The organism is Saccharibacillus brassicae (genome assembly GCF_006542275.1).
Classification (GTDB): Bacteria; Bacillota; Bacilli; order Paenibacillales; family Paenibacillaceae; genus Saccharibacillus; species Saccharibacillus brassicae.
In genome coordinates this window covers 3,253,435-3,270,780 of record NZ_CP041217.1, presented here as the reverse complement: position 1 = coordinate 3,270,780, position 17,346 = coordinate 3,253,435, and the positions used below count along the sequence as shown (strand labels likewise).

Annotated in this window: 12 protein-coding genes and 1 tRNA gene; 1 reads left to right on the top strand and 12 read right to left on the bottom strand. The window is 58.0% G+C overall.

Annotation, left to right across the window (positions count from 1 at the left end; all coding sequences use genetic code 11):
- Window positions 1–374: 374 nt before the first annotated feature.
- The 6 genes from FFV09_RS13560 to FFV09_RS13535 form a co-directional block, all read right to left on the bottom strand.
- Window positions 375–710 (bottom strand): hypothetical protein, encoded by a 336-nt coding sequence (locus tag FFV09_RS13560; protein ID WP_141448326.1) that lies wholly within the window; start codon window positions 708–710, stop codon window positions 375–377.
- A 67-nt stretch (window positions 711–777) separates the two neighbouring features.
- Complete coding sequence (locus FFV09_RS13555; RefSeq protein WP_141448325.1) at window positions 778–2,676, bottom strand: hypothetical protein; 1,899 nt, start codon at window positions 2,674–2,676, stop codon at window positions 778–780.
- Between the two features lie 73 nt (window positions 2,677–2,749).
- Window positions 2,750–6,310 carry a DUF4132 domain-containing protein gene (locus FFV09_RS13550; protein ID WP_141448324.1) on the bottom strand — a complete coding sequence of 1,187 codons (3,561 nt, stop codon included), beginning with the start codon at window positions 6,308–6,310 and terminating at the stop codon, window positions 2,750–2,752.
- A gap of 22 nt (window positions 6,311–6,332) precedes the next feature.
- Window positions 6,333–7,487, bottom strand: a complete 1,155-nt coding sequence (locus FFV09_RS13545) for a VWA domain-containing protein (RefSeq protein WP_246098336.1) — start codon at window positions 7,485–7,487, stop codon at window positions 6,333–6,335.
- Window positions 7,460–10,042, bottom strand: coding sequence for a DUF5682 family protein (locus FFV09_RS13540; RefSeq protein ID WP_141448323.1), 2,583 nt, complete (start codon window positions 10,040–10,042; stop codon window positions 7,460–7,462). Before FFV09_RS13540 ends, FFV09_RS13545 begins: the two co-directional genes overlap by 28 nt.
- Window positions 10,030–11,130: an ATP-binding protein gene (locus FFV09_RS13535; RefSeq protein WP_212635469.1), complete on the bottom strand. Its 1,101-nt coding sequence runs from the start codon at window positions 11,128–11,130 to the stop codon at window positions 10,030–10,032. Before FFV09_RS13535 ends, FFV09_RS13540 begins: the two co-directional genes overlap by 13 nt.
- Before the next feature lie 321 nt (window positions 11,131–11,451).
- Between FFV09_RS13535 and FFV09_RS13530 the strand changes: the two genes are divergently transcribed.
- On the top strand, window positions 11,452–11,700 hold the full coding sequence (locus tag FFV09_RS13530; RefSeq protein ID WP_141448322.1) for a hypothetical protein: 249 nt from the start codon (window positions 11,452–11,454) through the stop codon (window positions 11,698–11,700).
- A gap of 94 nt (window positions 11,701–11,794) precedes the next feature.
- On the opposite strand, the gene FFV09_RS13525 is transcribed toward FFV09_RS13530, so the two are convergent.
- From FFV09_RS13525 to FFV09_RS13500, 6 genes are all read right to left on the bottom strand, one after another.
- On the bottom strand, window positions 11,795–13,294 hold the full coding sequence (locus tag FFV09_RS13525) for a sensor domain-containing diguanylate cyclase (RefSeq protein WP_170315028.1): 1,500 nt from the start codon (window positions 13,292–13,294) through the stop codon (window positions 11,795–11,797).
- Window positions 13,295–13,612: 318 nt separating this feature from the next.
- Window positions 13,613–14,041, bottom strand: coding sequence for a type II toxin-antitoxin system HicB family antitoxin (locus tag FFV09_RS13520; RefSeq protein WP_141448320.1), 429 nt, complete (start codon window positions 14,039–14,041; stop codon window positions 13,613–13,615).
- Between the two features lie 28 nt (window positions 14,042–14,069).
- Window positions 14,070–14,261: a type II toxin-antitoxin system HicA family toxin gene (locus FFV09_RS13515; protein ID WP_141448319.1), complete on the bottom strand. Its 192-nt coding sequence runs from the start codon at window positions 14,259–14,261 to the stop codon at window positions 14,070–14,072.
- 290 nt (window positions 14,262–14,551) lie between these two features.
- Window positions 14,552–14,899 carry a DUF1878 family protein gene (locus FFV09_RS13510; protein WP_141448318.1) on the bottom strand — a complete coding sequence of 116 codons (348 nt, stop codon included), beginning with the start codon at window positions 14,897–14,899 and terminating at the stop codon, window positions 14,552–14,554.
- A 1,148-nt stretch (window positions 14,900–16,047) separates the two neighbouring features.
- Window positions 16,048–16,599 carry a hypothetical protein gene (locus FFV09_RS13505; RefSeq protein WP_141448317.1) on the bottom strand — a complete coding sequence of 184 codons (552 nt, stop codon included), beginning with the start codon at window positions 16,597–16,599 and terminating at the stop codon, window positions 16,048–16,050.
- Between the two features lie 565 nt (window positions 16,600–17,164).
- Window positions 17,165–17,236: transfer RNA gene (locus tag FFV09_RS13500), tRNA-Thr, on the bottom strand.
- Window positions 17,237–17,346 lie beyond the last annotated feature (110 nt).

Sequence of the window (17,346 nt, the reverse complement as noted above, 5' to 3'; positions counted from 1 at the left end):
GCTTCGTCCTTCAGACCCACCAGATTGAACAAATTCGTTTAGTTTGCTAGATTCGCCAAGTGCGTTAGGTCTGTCAGATTCATCATGTCTGTCAGGTTCGGTAGATTTGCCAAGTACGTTAGGTTTACTAGATCCGCTAGGTCCATCAGACTCGTCAGATCCTTTAGTTCTGTCAGATCCAACGGTCTACCAGATCTATCAGATCTATCAGATCTATCAGATCCGTCAGGTCGGTCAGCTCACAAGATCCGTCGGAGTCTTCAGATCCGTCAGACTCCTCAGTTCCTCCAAATCACCCGAATCCTCCAAACCCCTCGGCCCCTCTCACCCTTTTTCCATCTTTCCCCTTCTTACCCGCCGAACTCTTCTTCCGCCTAATCCGCTTCCTCCGCTTCCCCCGGTTCCTCGGCGTCGAGCCCCGGGCCGGATTCGTTTGCGCTCTGCCGGGCCAGTTCCATATAGCCGCTCAGCCGGAAAAAAGCGCGTTCCACTTCGCCCGCCGCGCAGTCTGCTCCCAACAGACTCCGCTCGCCGGAACCGGCCAACTGCCGCAGCAGGCGCTCCAGCAGTTCCATGCCGAGCCGCGCCGCGTCGTCCGCCAGCCGTTCCAGCCGCCTTGCGTCTTCCAGCGCAAACTGCGCCGTTCCGCGCAGCAGCAGTTCTTCCGTCCAATCTTCCACTTGGCCGATCAACCTGTTCAGTTCCTTCATGCAGCTCCAGCCCCTCCGCTTTGCCTTGTAATTACCCGCTTTCCCACCCGGAGCGCCCGGAGCCGGCTCACAGATCCAGCTTCAGGCTGGTCTGCCCGCTTCCCTGCAGGAAGCTGATCGGATATACGCCGTCGGCGGCGATCGAGGCAAAAATATAAAATTCGCCGGCCGCCGGCAGACCGCGGCCCGCTTCGAGCCGGTTGATCGCCGTGCTCCAATCGGCGTGGTACGGCACGAGCAGCTCCAGCCGCTCGCCTGCGACGTCGACCGCCGTCAGCTTGAGCGCCTGCGCCGAGCCGTCGTAGACGCAGCTCTCGATCGTGGCCGCGCGGATCAGCTTCATCCGCCGCGGCGGCCCGCCGAACAGGCGGATGAAGCTGCGCCCAAGTTCAAGATCGGCGAACCGCTCCGCCAGCAGCCCGCCGAAGCGGAATCCTTCGACCGGTGGCCGGGGCGGCACGCTCAGCGCAGGCGAGCCGCCGGAAGACAGCCGGCCTTCGGCGCTGACTTTGACGGCGCGGAACGACAGCATCGAAGACGACGCCGTTCTAAGCGTCAGGTCCGGCTTCCACGGCGAGCGCTCGGCGTAATGGCCGGCGAACGAAAACTCCGCCCCTTCGTAATACGCCGGCCGGGCCTGCGTGTACGTATACAGGCCGTCGTCTTCGGCGCAGTAGAAATAATACGTGATGCCCCGGTACGAAGACCGGGTCTCCCACGGCTCCGCCCCCAGGGCGTACAGGTCCAGCCGCGGCACCGTATAATATTTGCTGCGAAAGCGCCCGACCAACTGCGCCTGCCGAGCCGGGCCAATGTCCTGCTCCAGCGCGTCGAGCATCAGGGAAGTTCGGCTCAGCCTGCCGAGCAGCGCATGCGAAGAGAAGCGTACATGACGCTCGAAGAACAGTTCCAGTTCGCCGTGGATGCCGCGTGCTTCGCGCTCCAGGTTCGGCAGTCCGCCGCTGCGCGCGGCGATAGCCAGAAGCTCGAACCGCGCCCCCAGGCTGCGCGGCAGCCGGGCCAGTCCGTTCGAGAGCAGCGCGTTGATACTCTCGCGGAATTCGCCGGACAGCCCGGGCGGCAAAATCGCCGGGGACAGCTTGGCCGCCAGCGCGTCGCGGTCGTCCAGTCCCCGGCTCGACCGGTAGCGCAGCAGCGCTTCCAGCTTGTACAGGTCGCCGTCCGGGCCCGGCACGGCGCACAGCGCCCGGGCAACGCCCGGCGTGTCCGTGAACGCGACTTCGATCCCGGAGCGGACCAGGCGCACGACCAGCAGCGAATCTTCGCGGATCTCGAGTTCTTCGTTGTAGCGCAGGCGGAACGCCGCTTCTTCGACCCGCCCCGCGTTGAACGAAGCGACCAGCTCTTCGATCGGCCACTCCAGCAGCCAGCCGAAGTCGAGCGGCGGCAGATCGACGGCCGGGACCCGGCGGGCGCGCGGAGCGGCGGCCCCCGAATCGGCACCCGAACCTGTCCCCGAACCTGCCTTCAACTCCGACTCGGAACCGGATTTCGACTCGGGCTCGGAACGCGGCTCGGAGACGGAATCCCCGGCCTGTCGTTCTTCCTCGCCGGACGGGAGCCGGCCGCGCGTCCCCCGTATTTTCCCGCTTTCAGCCACAACGCCTTCTTCTTCAAGAGCAACCCCGTTCCCGCCGGTCGAACCTTCTTCGGCCTCCGCGGCCCGCCCGTAATCCAAAATCGCGATCAGCACGTGTTTGCAGAGGTTGTCCGCCGGACAGCTGCAGGAGAACCGTTCGATCGAGTCGGTCAGCCGGCAGACGATGCCGTCGCTCAGCGTGCAGACGACTTCGGCGTCGGCAAACACGTACTCGGCCGTGATGCCTTTGTCCCGGTCTTTCACGGCGCGGTTGTACAGCCCTTTGTTGGCATGCCGGATCAGGTAATCTTCCGTGCACAGCGCGACCAGCCGGCCGAACCGCATCTTCATCTCGGTTGCGCCCATTCTTTTCCACCTCCGTTTCCGCCCTTGTTCGACGATTGCCGTTCAGCCTGATTCTTTTCCGAAAAAAAACCGTTTATTCCCCCGTCGCCCGCAAAATATCGTAGACCGTTTCGCTGAACACGCGCTGCGGCACGTTTTTGAGCAGATGGCCGTTCGTGGTCGAATAGTAGTAATCGTCGCCTTTGTTCGGGAAAAACTCAAGCTGTTCCAGCGTCACGTCTTCCATGCCTTCGTAATACGAAATACTCGTGCCGCTGAACGTCAGTTGGGCGATCAGCCCGCCGTATTCCTTGAACAATTCGTTGTAGAAGCCGCCGTCCAGCGCCCGGCCTTTGACCCAGCCGTACTTTTCCAGCGCTTTCGGGAAGCCGGTCGGCGAATAGTCTCCTCCGGGCAGCCGGGTGTAGACGCGCTGCTGGAGTTCGTCTTCTTCCGGCAGGTACACCGAGCGGTTCAACTGGTTGAACGGCTGGACGATCTCGTAGTCTTCGAGCTGCGTTTTCCACGCTTCCAGAGTATCCTGATCCAGCTCAAGCGGATGCACGAGGCCGATCCGCGCTTGTTCCGGCAGTTCGTATTCGTCTTCGTCCACCGTGTTGAACGTGCCGTCTTCCATGTAGCGGAACGTCGTTTCGATTGAGGCGTCCGTCCGGCGTTCTTCGCCGGTCCCCTCGCCGCTGCCGGCATATACGCCCCAGATCAGGCCGACCGCGAAGCGCCGCATGACGACGTTGCCGACGAACAGGTCGCTCCATTCGGACGCGCTCCACAGACGCCGTTTGGACAACGATTCTTCCAGGCGCTGCGATTGGAGGCCGACCATCGTTTTCAGATCTTTTTTGAGTTGGGCAAAACGGGCTTTGGACTGCGCGGCCAGGGCCGCATCGTCTTTTTGACCCGGCGCCGGCAGGCTTTTCACCGTCTTGCCGGTCTCCCCGCTCACGGCGGACAGCTGCAGGTCGGCGCTGACTTTGACCGTAAAAGAACGCTCGCCGTAGCTGAGCGCAAGCTCGCCGCGCTCGTCGAAGCCGAGCTCCGTCACGAGCCGGTCGGCGAGCTGCTCTTTGGTCAATCCCTGATTCTCGGCCGCGAGCTGAAGGGCTTCTTCGGCTGCCCCTTTGACCTGGCGGTTCTTGATCGTGCGGCCCAGCCGGTCGATCGTCATCAGCGCGGCCGTATCGTCCATGAACGCCAGCGCCCGCACGGCGTCCGCCGCGATCGCGCCGCGGCTGTTGTCCGCCCAGTCCTTGATCTGGCGGCCGAGCAGGTCGACCGCTTCTCGGCTGCCGAATCTCGACGCCAGCGGCAGAATCCATTTCTCCTTGGGCGGAGCCCCGGCGTCGATCCAGATGCGCAGCGCTTCGGCGGTAAAGGCCGCAAGCGAAGCGGCGTCCGCGTACGCCGCCACTTCGGCCAGCCGCGGATTCGGCTCGGACGCGAAATCGACAGACTCGGTCAGTACATACAGTCGGATACCGTCGTCCAGCTTATGCCCGTCTTGGCCTCGCAGTTCGGGAAGGCGGTCAAGCGGCAGCCAGGACAGACGGTTTACTTTTTTGGCATCGGCATGGGCGGCCAGCGCGGCATGCGCGTATTCGGCCGGCTTGCCGAGCGTATCGTGCAGCGCCTGCAGGCGCGCTTTCAGCGAAGCCGATTTTTCCTTCGCCAGCAGCTGTGCGTATGCTTCGCCTTCGCCTTCGATGCCGCGCAGCAGGTCGATGACGATCTCGCGCACAGCCGCTTTTTTCTCCGCCAGATAGAGCTTTACGTAGAAATCTTTGTCGGGATGCTTGATCAGCTGCAGGCGCGCGATTTCGCGAACCCGTTTGGACGAATCTCCCAGCCCCAGACGCAGCGCCTGAATGACCTGATCCTCGCCCGGCTGCCCGTCGCCCGACAAAGCCGCTTCCAGCATACTCTGCCGCACTTCGCCCTGCACCTCATTGTACAATTCGAGGCATCGTCCGAGGCGTCCGGCGATGATGCGCCGCAGTTCGTCTTCCGGCACGCGGGCATAATGATATTGGTTCAGGCCGTTGAGCAGCAGCAGCCGAAGCAGCAGCGTCTCGCCCTGCGCGTCCGAATCGGCTTCCACCAGCTCCAGCAGCTTTTCCCCGCTGAACGTCGGCGATTTGTACAGGTACGACAGGAAGTTGGCGGTCCCGATCTCGGGATGGCCGGCGACTTTCACGAATCTGGCGTACAGCTCCGAATCTTCCGGCAGCAGCGTCACCGCGATCAGCAGATTGCGGCGGACGATATCGTTGCCCTGCGCATCGTCCCAGTTATGGGAAGGTTTGTGCTTGAGATACGTGTCGAGCGACAGTTCGCCGGACAGGTATTTCGCCAGGCTCTGGCCGAGAATATTGCCGTGGACTTTGTCCGCCAGCGCTTCGAGCACCAGCTTCTCGATCCCGCCTTCGCTGCCCGGGGCCTGCCCTTCGTCCGACAGGACGCGGTAGACGTAGGCTTTGAGCAGCGGCCGCCGCAAAATGGAGAACAGGTACGCGGCCCGGCTGCGGTCGGCCAGCAGTTCGCCGCGCAGCGTGTTCCAGGCCGGCATGTAGCTGTCGATCTCGCGCGCAAGCGTGGCGATCAGCTCGAACGGCTCGTCGACGGGCAAGATGCCCTCCAGCACCGCATCGGGATCTTTGCCCGTGCTTTCCATCATCAGCAGCTCGGCGCGCATCTCAAGCGGCAGCGCTTCGTGCACGGCACGAACGGCCTCCAGCACCGCTTTATCCGTTTCGGCCGAAGACTCCAGCAGTCCGTCTTTGCCTCCGGCAAGCAGCAGCACGTAATAGAAAGCGCTGCGCAGCTGGCTCATGACGACATTCTGCTGCTCGCGGCGCAGCTTTTCCGCGGGATCGAGCGTCGAATCCGGGAACAGCCGCTCCCGCAGCCCGGCCCGGCGCGCTTCGACGTATTCCGGCGACAGGTCGAGCTGCGTCAGCGTATCTTTGAGCGGAAGCTCCCGGACCGCCAGCGGCTCGATCGCCTGCAGCAGTTCCCGGCGCAGGCTCTGCGCATCGCCGCCGAGCAGCGCCTGAAGCGCTTCCGGCAGCCGGCCGATCGTTTCGTTCGCGAACTCCGGATCGATCTGCGCGTACAGCTTCAGCAGCAGCAGCGTCTCCGCGCTGGTCTCGAGCGGCGCGGTATGCTTGCCGACCCGCTGGCTGACGTTGACCTGCGTGCGGAACATTTTGCGGACCCGTTCTTCGCCGACGTACCGGTGCATGAGCCGCAGACGTTCGAGCGACTTGGCCTTGCGCTGTTCCATATCGGCGATCCGGCGCGAACCGAGATTGACGCCGCTCAGGCTGTCGCCGATGCAGCTCCGGTACAGCGACTGCTCCTGGTACCCGTATGCGCCTTTGCCCATCGTACGCAGCAGAACGGCCGCCGCCCGGAAAAAGATTTCGCCGTCTTCTTTGCGTCCCAACTTGTCCAGCATATCGACCGTGCGGTACAGATACCGGTTCGATTCGACCATCAGGTCCGGAAATTGTTCGGTGACGCCCATCACGTATTCGATAATGGAATCTTTGCGGTCGACCGCCAGCGAATAATCGTCCGAACAGGCTTTGGCGAATTTCTCGACCAACGCGTCGACCTCGGGATGCTGCAGCTTCATGAATATTCCTCCTCAAAATAGTCTAATTGACGATCCGTCCGATCCAGTCCGCGAGCGCGTTCGGGGTAAGGGCCGCCACCTCCGCGCCGAGATCCGCAAACGTTCTTGCGGCGCGTTCGTCGTGCATCGTATGTCCTTCGAAATCGAGCGCCGTCAGCACCAGCAGCCGGGAGCCGCCGTCGAGAATGTCTTTGGCCGCCCCGTACATCTGCGCCGGCGGATACCCTTCGACCAGATCGCTGACGAGAATGAACAGCGTCCGGCCCGGATTTTCGATCAGCGTCTCGCCGTACCGCAGCGCTTTGGCGATATGCGTGCCGCCGCCGAGCTGCACGCTCATCAGCACGTCCACCGGATCTTCCAGGCGTCCGCTGAGATCGACGACCTGCGTATCGAACACGAACAGGCTGCTCTTGAGCGCGTTCAGCCGGTAGAAAATGCTGGCCATGACCGAGCTGTAGATGACCGAATCGAGCATGCTGCCGCTCTCGTCCACCGCGATGATGACATGCCATTTGTTATAAGCCTGCAGCCGTCCGTCAAAATAAAGCCGGTCGACGACGAAGCGGCGCTTCTCGCGGTCGTAGTTCTTGAGGTTGCGCGAGATCGTCTTCTTCATGTTGAGATTGCGCAGCGAACGCACGCGTCCGTCCGTATAGCGGCTGCGTTTGCCCGAGATGCTTGCCCGCGCCTCGGATTCGAGCTTGCGCCGCAGATCGTCGACGACCTGCCGCACGATTTCTTTGGCGCTGGCGACCACTTCGCCTTTCATCCGGCCTTTGAACTGCAAAATGTTCTTGAGCAGGTTCATGTTGGGCTCAAGCGACTCCAGCACCGCTTTGTCGGTCAGCAGTTCGCTCAGCCCGTAGCGGTCAAGCGCCTGCTTCTCCAAGATTTCGACCGTCTCTTTCGGAAAAAGTTCCCGTACCCGGCCCAGCCAGCCCGGCACGGTCAGGTTCGAGCCGCCGCGGCCGCCTTCCCGGCCCCGGTAGCCCTGCGCTTCGCCGTATTCCCGGTCGTACAAATAGCCCAGCAGATCGTCGAGTTCGCGATACGCAAAAGCTTCCGCCGAATACTCCTCCGTCCGGGACAGCTCTTCGTCGGCCGCCGGCCCGAGCAGCAGCCGCCAGCGGTTGAGCGTCTCGGCGCTCATTCCCGTTCCGGTTCCAGTGTCCATGCCGCATACTCCTCCCGTATCGCTTGATCGAGCTTCCGCGCCGCCTGCAGCGCCGCTTCGTTTACGGCCGGCGCTTCCACCTGCGAGGCCGGAATGCCGTGCAGCTGCGCGACCTTCGCCGCGATGCGCGACGTCTCCGGCGGCGTGAAGAACGTGAACGCCAGCCGAAGCTCCGGCAGCAGCCGCATAAATTCGTCATGCGGCAGACGTGCCAGCAGGCCGCTGAGGTCGGCCAGCAGTTCTTCGCCCTGCATCAGCGCATCGCGCGCCAGCGCGAATACGCCCTGCAAATATTCCGCGCTCCGGCGCGCCTGATCCGGCGAGCCCTGCATGTAGGCGCGGGCGCGCCGCGACAATTCGCCCGGTTCCAGCGCGCCGAGCCGGACCAGGATCGCCGCCGCCGCCCCTTCGAGCCGCGGCGGCAGTTCCGGCGCGGCCAGCAGCTCGCCGAGCCGGTCGCGGAAAGACTCGTCCGCATCGGCGCCTTGCGCCGGCCCGCCGCCGGTTCCCGCTGCCTGCGCGGAAGCAGCCGATTCGGCCGGAGCCGTCTCAGCCGCGGTCGTTCCCGCGACTGCCGGCCTGCCGCCGCCGAGACCGCTCCTGCCGGCGGCATGCATATGCAGCAGCTTCAGCCCTTCGACGGCCCGCGGCTGCTCGTCCGGATTCAAGCCGCCCAAGCCGGGCAGCCGCGACACGGCCGCTTCGTAAGCTTCGTCCGCCAATGACCGCAGCCGCGACTCGTCGAACACGCCGAGCAGGCGCCGGTGCGACACCAGGCGCTCCAGATGCTCGAGCGTCTCGCACAGCGACAGGAAGCTGCCGTCCTGCCGCAGCGCCGATTCCAGCCGATCGAACAATCGGCCGGCCAATGACTCCAGCCCCATGAGCAGCGCCTTGAGCAGCCAGCGCGCGGCTTCGCCGCTGTGGTGCGCGGGCAGCCGGTCCAGCTCTTCGGCGATCCGCGCCTCGGCCGCTTCTTCGACGGTGCCGCCGTAGATCGAGTTCTCGATCAGGCGCGCTTCCGTCCGCGACGAGTACGAATACGTCCACGTTTCCCGGACGAGGTTCATGTCGCGGCGCAGAGCCCAATCCGGGCCGGATTCCTTGTTCGCGAAGTCCGTGCCGAGAAATTCGGCGCAGTGCAGCAGCCGGCTCGCTTCACGGTGCGCCGGCTTGGCGTAAGGCTCCAGCGTCCGGCGGTGCCGGCCTGTCGCCCGCAGGTTCAGCCGGCACGCCACCGCCCGCGCTTTGAAATCTTCGACGATCGGCACGGAGAACGCGTTCGGCGCCACTTCCCCGATCCGGTCCCCGGTCATCAGCGCGAGCAGCTTCTCAAGCGGCCGATCCGCCGCAAGCGTGCGTTCGCCGTGGATGAACGCAGACGTCACGGCGTCCGTCAATTCGTACGCGCCGCTCTGGCTTTTGCTGCGCAGCGCGGCCAATCCCCGCATCAAGCCGTACGCTTCGATGCCGTCGGCCGTCGACACCGCTTCGCCTTCGCTGCGCAGCAGCCTGCCGAGCCCGGCCAGCAGATCCAGCCCCGCCCGTTCGTAAGGCTGCGCTTCCCCCTTCCCGAGCAGCGCCCATACCCGGTCGTAATAGCCGACGTAAGGCATGCCGCTCGCATACCCGTTCAGCCGGTCGGCTTCCTCGAACGTGTAGACCATCGGATATATCTGTTCGCGGATAAGACCGCGCTGCCGCTCATGGCCGCTGCCCACTTCCCGCTCGGCGTCACCCGGCGGCGGCGCGCCTAGATCAGCGCTCCCGCTGTCCCGCCCCGCTGCGGCTTCTCCGGCTTCCTCTTCGTCCGTTACCAATCCGTATGTATGGAATCCTCCGGTCACGACCAGCACCCGGCCGTATTCCGCCCGCGCCTGCGCGATATGTCCCCGCATTCTCTCTTCGCGGTCCAGGTCGCCTTCGCTGCGCAGCGTCTCCCGCGAATACGTCATTCGCGACAGCGTGCAGTACGCGAACACCCCGCGCACAAACTCGCGCGTCGGGCGGCTCACACCGCCGACCTCGAACGCCCGCTCCCACAGCTCGTCGAAGCTGCGGGCGCGGGCCGATCGGCACAGCCGCCCGATAAAGGCCGAGCCCGCCAGCAGCGCCTCGTCCTGGGCGGACGACTTGCCGCCTTCTTCCGCGGCCCCGGCCCGCCCGCGATAATCCAGGTCGATAAACCGCGCGGGAATACCCCGCGCCGCCGCTGCCCGGATCGCCGCATACTCCGGCGAATAATCCAGCAGCGGGAAATAGCAGGCTCCGCGTCCGCTGCCGTCCTCGTAGCCGTAATACAGGCTGACCGGCGCCCGGGTTGCCGGATCGGCCAGCACCGGAATCAGCGGATTGCCGCTTTCCGGTCCTTCGATCAGGACGATATCCGGCTTATAGTCCTCGAACGTCCGCAGCAGGTGATGGGCGCAGGCCGGACTGTGGTGCCGGATCGGGAAATGCACGACCGGACCGTCCAGATCGAACACTTTTTCCGCAAACAAACGCTCGATCTCCGCCAGTTCTTTTTCCGGGGCCAGCGCCTTCAGCCGATCCATTTTTTCTCCTTGTAATACGCGTCCCACAGCTGCTCCGTTCTCGCCCGTTCCTTGACCACTTTCGAGAAGTACGCTTTGAGCACGCTCAAATCTTTCGTATTCTCTTTGGCCACCGTTCCGAGCATGTTCTGCACGAGCCGCTCCAGCGACACGCCGCCTTCTTCATAATAGTAGGAAGTCATCGCGCTCTGCACGTAGACGGAGACCGCTTCCGCCGTGCTCATAACCGCCTGCGGCGTCTCGATCTTGTAGCCTTCGCGCGTGCGCCCGGTACGCAGCTCGATAAACGTCGTGGCCAGCAGCTCGACCACGTCGGGATCGATGTCCAGGTCCACGCCGCCCTGGCTGAGCAGGTTGGACGCCTGGGATTGAATGATCTTCGCTTCCATCGCCACGTTCTCGATCGGCCGGATCGTCTCGAAGTTGAAGCGGCGCTTGAGCGCGCTGCTCATCTCGTTGACGCCTTTGTCGCGAATGTTCGCGGTGCCGATCACGTTGAAGCCGGGCTTGGCGAACAGCACGCCTTCGGCCAACTCGGGAATGCTCATCACTTTGTCGCTCATGATGCTGATCAGGCTGTCCTGCGCTTCGGACGGGCAGCGGGTGATCTCCTCGAACCGGGTCAGGATGCCGTGCTTCATGCCCTGATAGAGCGGCGACGGCACGAGCGCGGCTTCCGAAGGTCCCCGGTCCAGCAGCATCGCGTAGTTCCAGGAATATTTGATCGTGTCTTCCGTCGTGCCTGCCGTGCCCTGGATCGTGTTCGTGCTCGTACCGGAGATCGCGGCGGACAGCAGCTCGCTCAGCATCGTTTTGGCCGTGCCGGGTTCGCCGACGAGCATCAGTCCGCGGTTGCCGGCCAGCGTCACGACCGCCCGCTCGATCAGCACGTCGTTGCCGTAAAACTTGCGCGTGATCGCGATCGGTTCTCCGTCCAGCAGCGCCGGCCGTTCCCGCCCGATCAAAAAGTCGCGCACGGCGGCGGGAGACAGCTTCCAATTCGGCGGCCGCTTGCCCGCGTCTTCTGCCCGCAGCGCCGAAAGTTCCCGCTCGTGCAGCACTTCGGCGGGCGGCTTGATCATCTCGATAGTCAATATCGTTCCTCCTCGTTATGCCACTGTTTATCCGATCATACGTTCCCCTTTTCATTTCTACGCCTATTTTAGCACACCCGACCGCCGGACCGCGAGGATACGCCGTTTAAATAGGTTAAAGCTCCCTGGAACCGGGAATAATCGAATTGTTCAACATGCCGTTTCCGGGTCCAAAGTCGCTTTTTTGGCAGTCACCCGCTTTTTTTTGAAAAAAACGAACTTTCCGCTTCGCCTGCGCGTATATGAAGCAAGGAACGGAAAGAGACATTTTCGCTCCTTGCTCTCTATCTTTTACCCAACGAAGGAGGTTATCGCATGACATTCGGAGTGATTATGTGCGTGATCGTGCCCGTTATCGTGATGGTATCCCTGGCCAGGCCGAAACCTAATAACCGCCGTTCGCGCAGAGGCTACAACTCGGGCTTCATGCACGATTCGGGCGGCGGATTTTACGGCGATTCCGGCAGCAGTTCCTGCGGCGACGGTTCGTCTTCCCACGGCGGAGGCGGCTGCGATTCGGGCGGCGGGGGCGGAGACGGCGGCGGCGGAGGTGGCGGAGAATGAATGACCCTGTATCAGGCGCACACAAAAAGAACGCGTAAATTCCCGGTCGGGAACAACGCGTTCTTTTTGCATGGGACAAAAGAAAAAGGGCCGCCTACATCACGACCCGGTTGCGGCCGTCTTCCTTCGCGCGGTACAGCGCCCGGTCGGCCAATTCGAACAATTCTTCGATCTGCGCGGACTGCTGCGGCGAGATAGCCGCTCCGATCGAGACCGTGACCGGAATGTGCAGCGCGTTCTCGTGGGCGGCGGCCGCCAGGCGAAGACGCTCCGCCATCTCGTACGTTTCCGCCACGCTTCGGCCCGGCAGCAGCGCCACAAACTCTTCGCCGCCGTAGCGGCCGCACAGGTCTCCCCGGTCTACCGTGTCTTCCAGCAGCCGGGCTACCGAACGCAGCACTTCGTCTCCGGCCGCATGTCCGTGCAGGTCGTTGACCGATTTGAAGCGATCAATGTCGATCAGCAGCAGCGAGAACGGCAGATTGTCTCCCTCCAGCTTCTCCAGCGCTTCGTCCAGCGCGCGGCGGTTCGGCAGCCCCGTCAGCGAATCGCGCAGCGCGGAGTGCGTCAGATCGCGGTGCTGCCGCTTCATCTCTCCGACGGACCGCATCACCGCCCGGTTCAACAGATCCGCTTCGCGGTTCCAGTGTCGGCGCACGACGGGAATCGAAGCTTCCTGCGGACGATCCGCGGCGCGCACGACGAAATCGGCCAAAGCGACGAACGGAGCCGCCAACCGGCGGGCCAGAAACAACGTACCGCCGACCAGAATCAGAAAAGGCACCAAAACGGCGACCAAAGTCCCGCGGATCTGTTCGGTCTGCTGCTGTTTCAATACGCTGTTCGGCGTCTGCGCGATCACTCCCCACCGGGTCGCCGGCACGAAGGTGTATCCGACGAGAAAAGGACGTCCTTTCCGGTCGGACACTTCCGTCTTCCCGCTTGCTCCGTTCAAAATCCGGGCCACGATCGGACTGTCGGTCAGGTCTTCCCCGATGCGTGTTTTGTCCGGATGGTAGATCACCTTGCCCTCGCAATCGACGACGTAATAGTAAGAGTCCGCTTCGTTTCCGTTCTGCACACCGAACAAGCTGCCCAGTACAGCCGGATCTTCCAGACGGATCGTGCCTCCGACGACGCCGAGATAGACCCCTTCCTCGTTATAAAAAGGTTCCGTCATCAGCACGATCATCTCTGCGTCCGCATCGCGGTAAGGCACGGACAGGCCCGGCTCGCTGCGCTTCAATGCCGCTTCCAGCGTGCGCTCGTCGATTTTGCCGAAATCCCCGTTCTCCCTGTACGAATGCATCTGCGTGATCTTCCCGCCGGTCTCCGCCACGAACACCGATTCGAAATACCCGCTGCTCTCGTGAATCTGCTGCAGTTCCTCCATGATCCGTTCGGGATCGCCCGAGATCAACTCCGCCATTTCGGAAGTGAACGCCGACAGACTCGTGCGAATCGACACGAACAGCATGTTCATCGTATGCCCGATCCGCTGCGATTCGCTGAAATTGGTGTTCAATACGCGCTCCGTGAGCAGCTCCTTCTCCGAGCGGTACGACGCCAGCAGCGTGATGACCAGCGTCAGCACGAAAGTGAGCACCACGAGTCCGGAAAATAAAGCACGCAGGCTGATCCTGCCTTTCGTTCTGAAAAAACTTTCGTCGCGGCCGCCCTTTCGTGGGTTCGACACTGTCTGCACGATATTCATCACCTTTACCCGAATTGATAAGCCGCCCTCTGCTTGCTTCCTTTCTATATATTACGGCAGAATTTGTCGATTTTTTAGAGGTTTTATCGAAACAATAGGTGACATTCGGAAATTTATGGATACCTGGAGTCAAAGAATGGGAGAGAAAGCAAAAAAGCGCGGCTGCCGTTGGGGACGGGAGCTGCGCTTTGGTTTCGATTATTTGCCGCCGATACGTTCGCGTTCGTTTACACCCAGCTCCGACTTGAGCGCCTCTTGCAGCACATGGGAGTAATTCACTTTGTTCGAAGCGGCCAAGTCATCGAGCCATTTCGGAATAGTCAACGTTTTCTTGACGGAGCGATTCGACATCTTATTGCGAAAAGGCGGCATCCACACTTCGACGAGGGTTACTGCCTGCGTTCTTGCCCCGTCCAGTTCGATGCGAAACGGACGCGAAGGCTGCGGAATGTCTTCGCCGTCTTCTTCCATGCCGTACAAGTGCAGCGCCAGGCAATCTTTCGCCATCTCGAGTGCTTGTTCGTCCGTCTGCGCGTCGGTAAAAGCTCCGGGAAGATCCGGGAATTCCACGGAAATCCCGTCATCCGCAAAATCCAGAACGGCGGGGAACACATAACGGTCTTTCATTTGTCTCGACCTCCTTGATGAGCTGCGTTTATTTCAGCCCTGCCTGTCTCAGGATGCTGATTATCGTTCTTTTCGTTAAGTCTTTATTGGGATGAGGAATGGTTACTTTGCCTAACTTGGTTGGGTGCTTGAACTGATGATGGTCTCCCGATGCTCTTACAAAATACCATCCGTCGTCCTCGATCATTTTGATCATCTCGCGCGAGGAATAACCCTTCATTTCATCCCATCACCATCCTTATTGATCTCGCCTTATTTTAACACGCGCCTTATTGACCTTATCTTAACACGTGTTTAAGCACGTGTTAAGATGAACGAAAAAACGCGAGTTCCCGAAAATCGGAAACCCGCGCCCTGCTTGACTTCATGAGATGCGGATGAAGGGAATTGAACCCCCGACCTAAATCAGCACAGGAATGGCGCACTACAACCGTTTATGCGAGGACTCAAGCTTTTCACGAAGCCCTACGTTATCTTAATTATAATATTTATAGATCCTATATTTCATCTTTATAATAAGGAAGCATAATGAGGAAAGATAGGTAATTTTGAAGCTCTGAGTACAATACTACGAGCAGAATTTTCACTGACAGGCTTGCCAAAAGAGGTAAGCAAATGATTCAAATCTACATATAAAGCTGACTTTATCAATTCGTTAGATTCTTCTTTACCAGAATTTAATTCCGCATAATGTTTCTTTAAGATCTCAATAATTTTATGCGCTTGTTCTTCTTCTAACTCTTCGCTAATCATATAATCCCATAGAGCATAGGATTCCGGATCGACAACCATATCACGCATTAATGAAAAATAGTATTCAAGCCTTGTCAGTCTAGCTTCAAGATCTTGATTTGACATGAAAACGCCCCTTTGATTAAAGTAAAAGCCCAATTGCTATGTCTGCAATTCTTCTTGACCATGAGAGTGGCACGCCAGCATCATAAATACTTTAGTCTTTGTCTGATTGCAGAGCTTACTGCACGTACTGGTACATCTGTAGTTCCATTATAAGTGATTGTTTTTATATCGCTTCTGTCTAGAGTCCTCTATTTGGCCATGCCTAAATATCTCTGTCCCAAAGGTTGAGTGATTTAAAATAAAATATATGTAGCGGCTTACTTTTTGCATATAATAATTACATTAAATCCAAAAGGAGTGAGTTTGATTGAATTTTTTTGATCAATTAAAAAAGAAGAAAATTGAATATGAAAATGATCCCTTAATGAACCCAGTGGTTGGACAATGACTTATGACGAAGCAACACATTACATCGATACAGGAATGATGATGACTAATAGACATTTCTACCCTGAAAAGAGTGTGAAGGAATTTATTCAACAAAGCCTTCTTGAACGTTATGAATAAAGCTGCTTTATCATCGAGGTACCGGGCAGGCCTTTTGAGTTTTTCGCTCTTAGGCTGCCTCTGTATATCTAACTAGATATACAGAGGCGTATTCAAGAAACAACAAGTACACGCTAGAGGGCTTTACGAAAACCTGTAGATTTGCAATCTTCGTCTCAACGCCTTAGATTGCCTATATTGAATACAGCGGGATACGAACATAATCATCGGTAACCTGCATAAGTATCAATGTCAGGCTCACTCAGAAGCGCACTGAGCTCTTCCGCCTGACATGACTCCACAGTGCCGTAGCGCGTATGATCGATCGTGCATCATATAACCAACATAGGATCGAACAACCTCTGTTGTAATCTGGTCAACTGCAGCAACCTCTGGGCGATCCTGCCCAAGCCACTCTAAAAAGTAACGCCAGTAGTTCCTACAATCTGCCAACGTTCGCTCTCTTAATCCTTCTGCTCGCTTGGCATTGTAGTACATATCAAAGACCATAGAGAGTGAAATTCGAATGGAACGCGACCCTTCCGACTGAGTTGCACGCTTGCTAGCGACCGTTACTTTCCCCTTACGCAGATCAATTTCCATACAAAAAAGAGCAATAAAAAGGCTGAACTCTCAAAGAGTCCAGCCTTAAAGGCATACAATCAAGTTAAATTTGTCATTGCTTCAATCCAATTTTCAATAAGTCGCTTTCTTTCTTCTTTTGACACATCTTTCGAGAACTCTAAGTAACGTTTTGATTCCGGAAAACGGTGTATTGATTTTAGAATAAGTTCATCCGCAAGAAAATCTTCTCCAAATTGGTAAAAAAGCAAGTAAGAACCTTCTAAAGTGCAATATAGATTAAAGCTAAATTCTATTTCTCCTTTTTTACTCCAAAAATGACCTTGCACATCAGGATCACATAATACATGTTTACCTTTCAACTTTGAAAGCCCATATTTAAACCCTTCTAATTGCGCAACAGTAACGTAATACTCATTAGTGTAATAAGTGTAAGAAGGTTTCCTTGGATTCAAATCCATTGTTTGTATTTGTACAATAGCTCTGGCTTCTTCTTTACTTGCTTTCTTGTTTTTTCTAAAAAAAATATCATCCAAGTACGGTGTTAATAAGCTTTCCGTTAGAAATTCCATATTATTATGATCTAAATCAACTCCATAACTAACTATAAATTTTTTCTGTTCATCGGTCACTTTGGACTCCCCCATTTAGGCAAAGTATTATGCTTCATTAAAGGATTGCATTCTTGAATGGCTCAAATCAGTGACCGCATTAGGTTCGTGGTCAGTACTGCACCTTATGTATTTTTCATTCAGTTGAGCATCGATATTGATTACAAATTCCAAGCTGCTTTTTTTGTTCAATAAATGCCAATAATTCTTTTTTTCTTCAATAAAACCGATACCAAAAAATCATGTATTTGAATATATTCAACAAATTTAATATCGACTAAGCACTTCCACAAAAAAGGATTTAATAAACTGCATAAAGAGCACTAGGTATCCCCTAGTTTGATGTAACGAGTCTGAAAGTATGAGAGTTAGTGCATACTGTTTCGATCTCATCTCTTACCTGGACATGGATCGATTTGCATGCAAAAAAAACCTCCTACGATTATTCGTAGAAGGCTTCGTGTAACCCGTAATTAGCACCAACGTTTTAGCACTTTTCAGGCTGGATTACGCTGCTCTTGCGAGCTGCCCTCCAAGCCCAATTACTGCGGACAAACGTTGATCTTACGGGATATTTGCGCTTGGATGCTGATGAAGGGAATTGAACCCCCGACCTACGCATTACGAGTGCGTTGCTCTACCCCTGAGCTACATCAGCTTATTTGGTATGCTGGAACAGCAACGAAATCTATTATACACCGATTCGGGAAATTCGCAAGCTTTTCGGAGCAAAAAGACGAAAAATTTCGCGTGTGCGTACGTGCGGTT

Excerpts from the sequence above, each read along its gene's own strand:
- FFV09_RS13550 (WP_141448324.1), bottom strand. The coding sequence starts at position 6,310 with ATGAAGCTGCAGCATCCCGAGGTCGACGCGTTGGTCGAGAAATTCGCC.
- FFV09_RS13560 (WP_141448326.1), bottom strand. The coding sequence starts at position 710 with ATGAAGGAACTGAACAGGTTGATCGGCCAAGTGGAAGATTGGACGGAA.
- FFV09_RS13530 (WP_141448322.1), top strand. The coding sequence starts at position 11,452 with ATGACATTCGGAGTGATTATGTGCGTGATCGTGCCCGTTATCGTGATG.
- FFV09_RS13540 (WP_141448323.1), bottom strand. The coding sequence starts at position 10,042 with ATGGATCGGCTGAAGGCGCTGGCCCCGGAAAAAGAACTGGCGGAGATC.
- FFV09_RS13510 (WP_141448318.1), bottom strand. The coding sequence starts at position 14,899 with ATGTCAAATCAAGATCTTGAAGCTAGACTGACAAGGCTTGAATACTAT.
- FFV09_RS13515 (WP_141448319.1), bottom strand. The coding sequence starts at position 14,261 with ATGAAGGGTTATTCCTCGCGCGAGATGATCAAAATGATCGAGGACGAC.
- FFV09_RS13520 (WP_141448320.1), bottom strand. The coding sequence starts at position 14,041 with ATGAAAGACCGTTATGTGTTCCCCGCCGTTCTGGATTTTGCGGATGAC.
- FFV09_RS13555 (WP_141448325.1), bottom strand. The coding sequence starts at position 2,676 with ATGGGCGCAACCGAGATGAAGATGCGGTTCGGCCGGCTGGTCGCGCTG.
- FFV09_RS13545 (WP_246098336.1), bottom strand. The coding sequence starts at position 7,487 with ATGGACACTGGAACCGGAACGGGAATGAGCGCCGAGACGCTCAACCGC.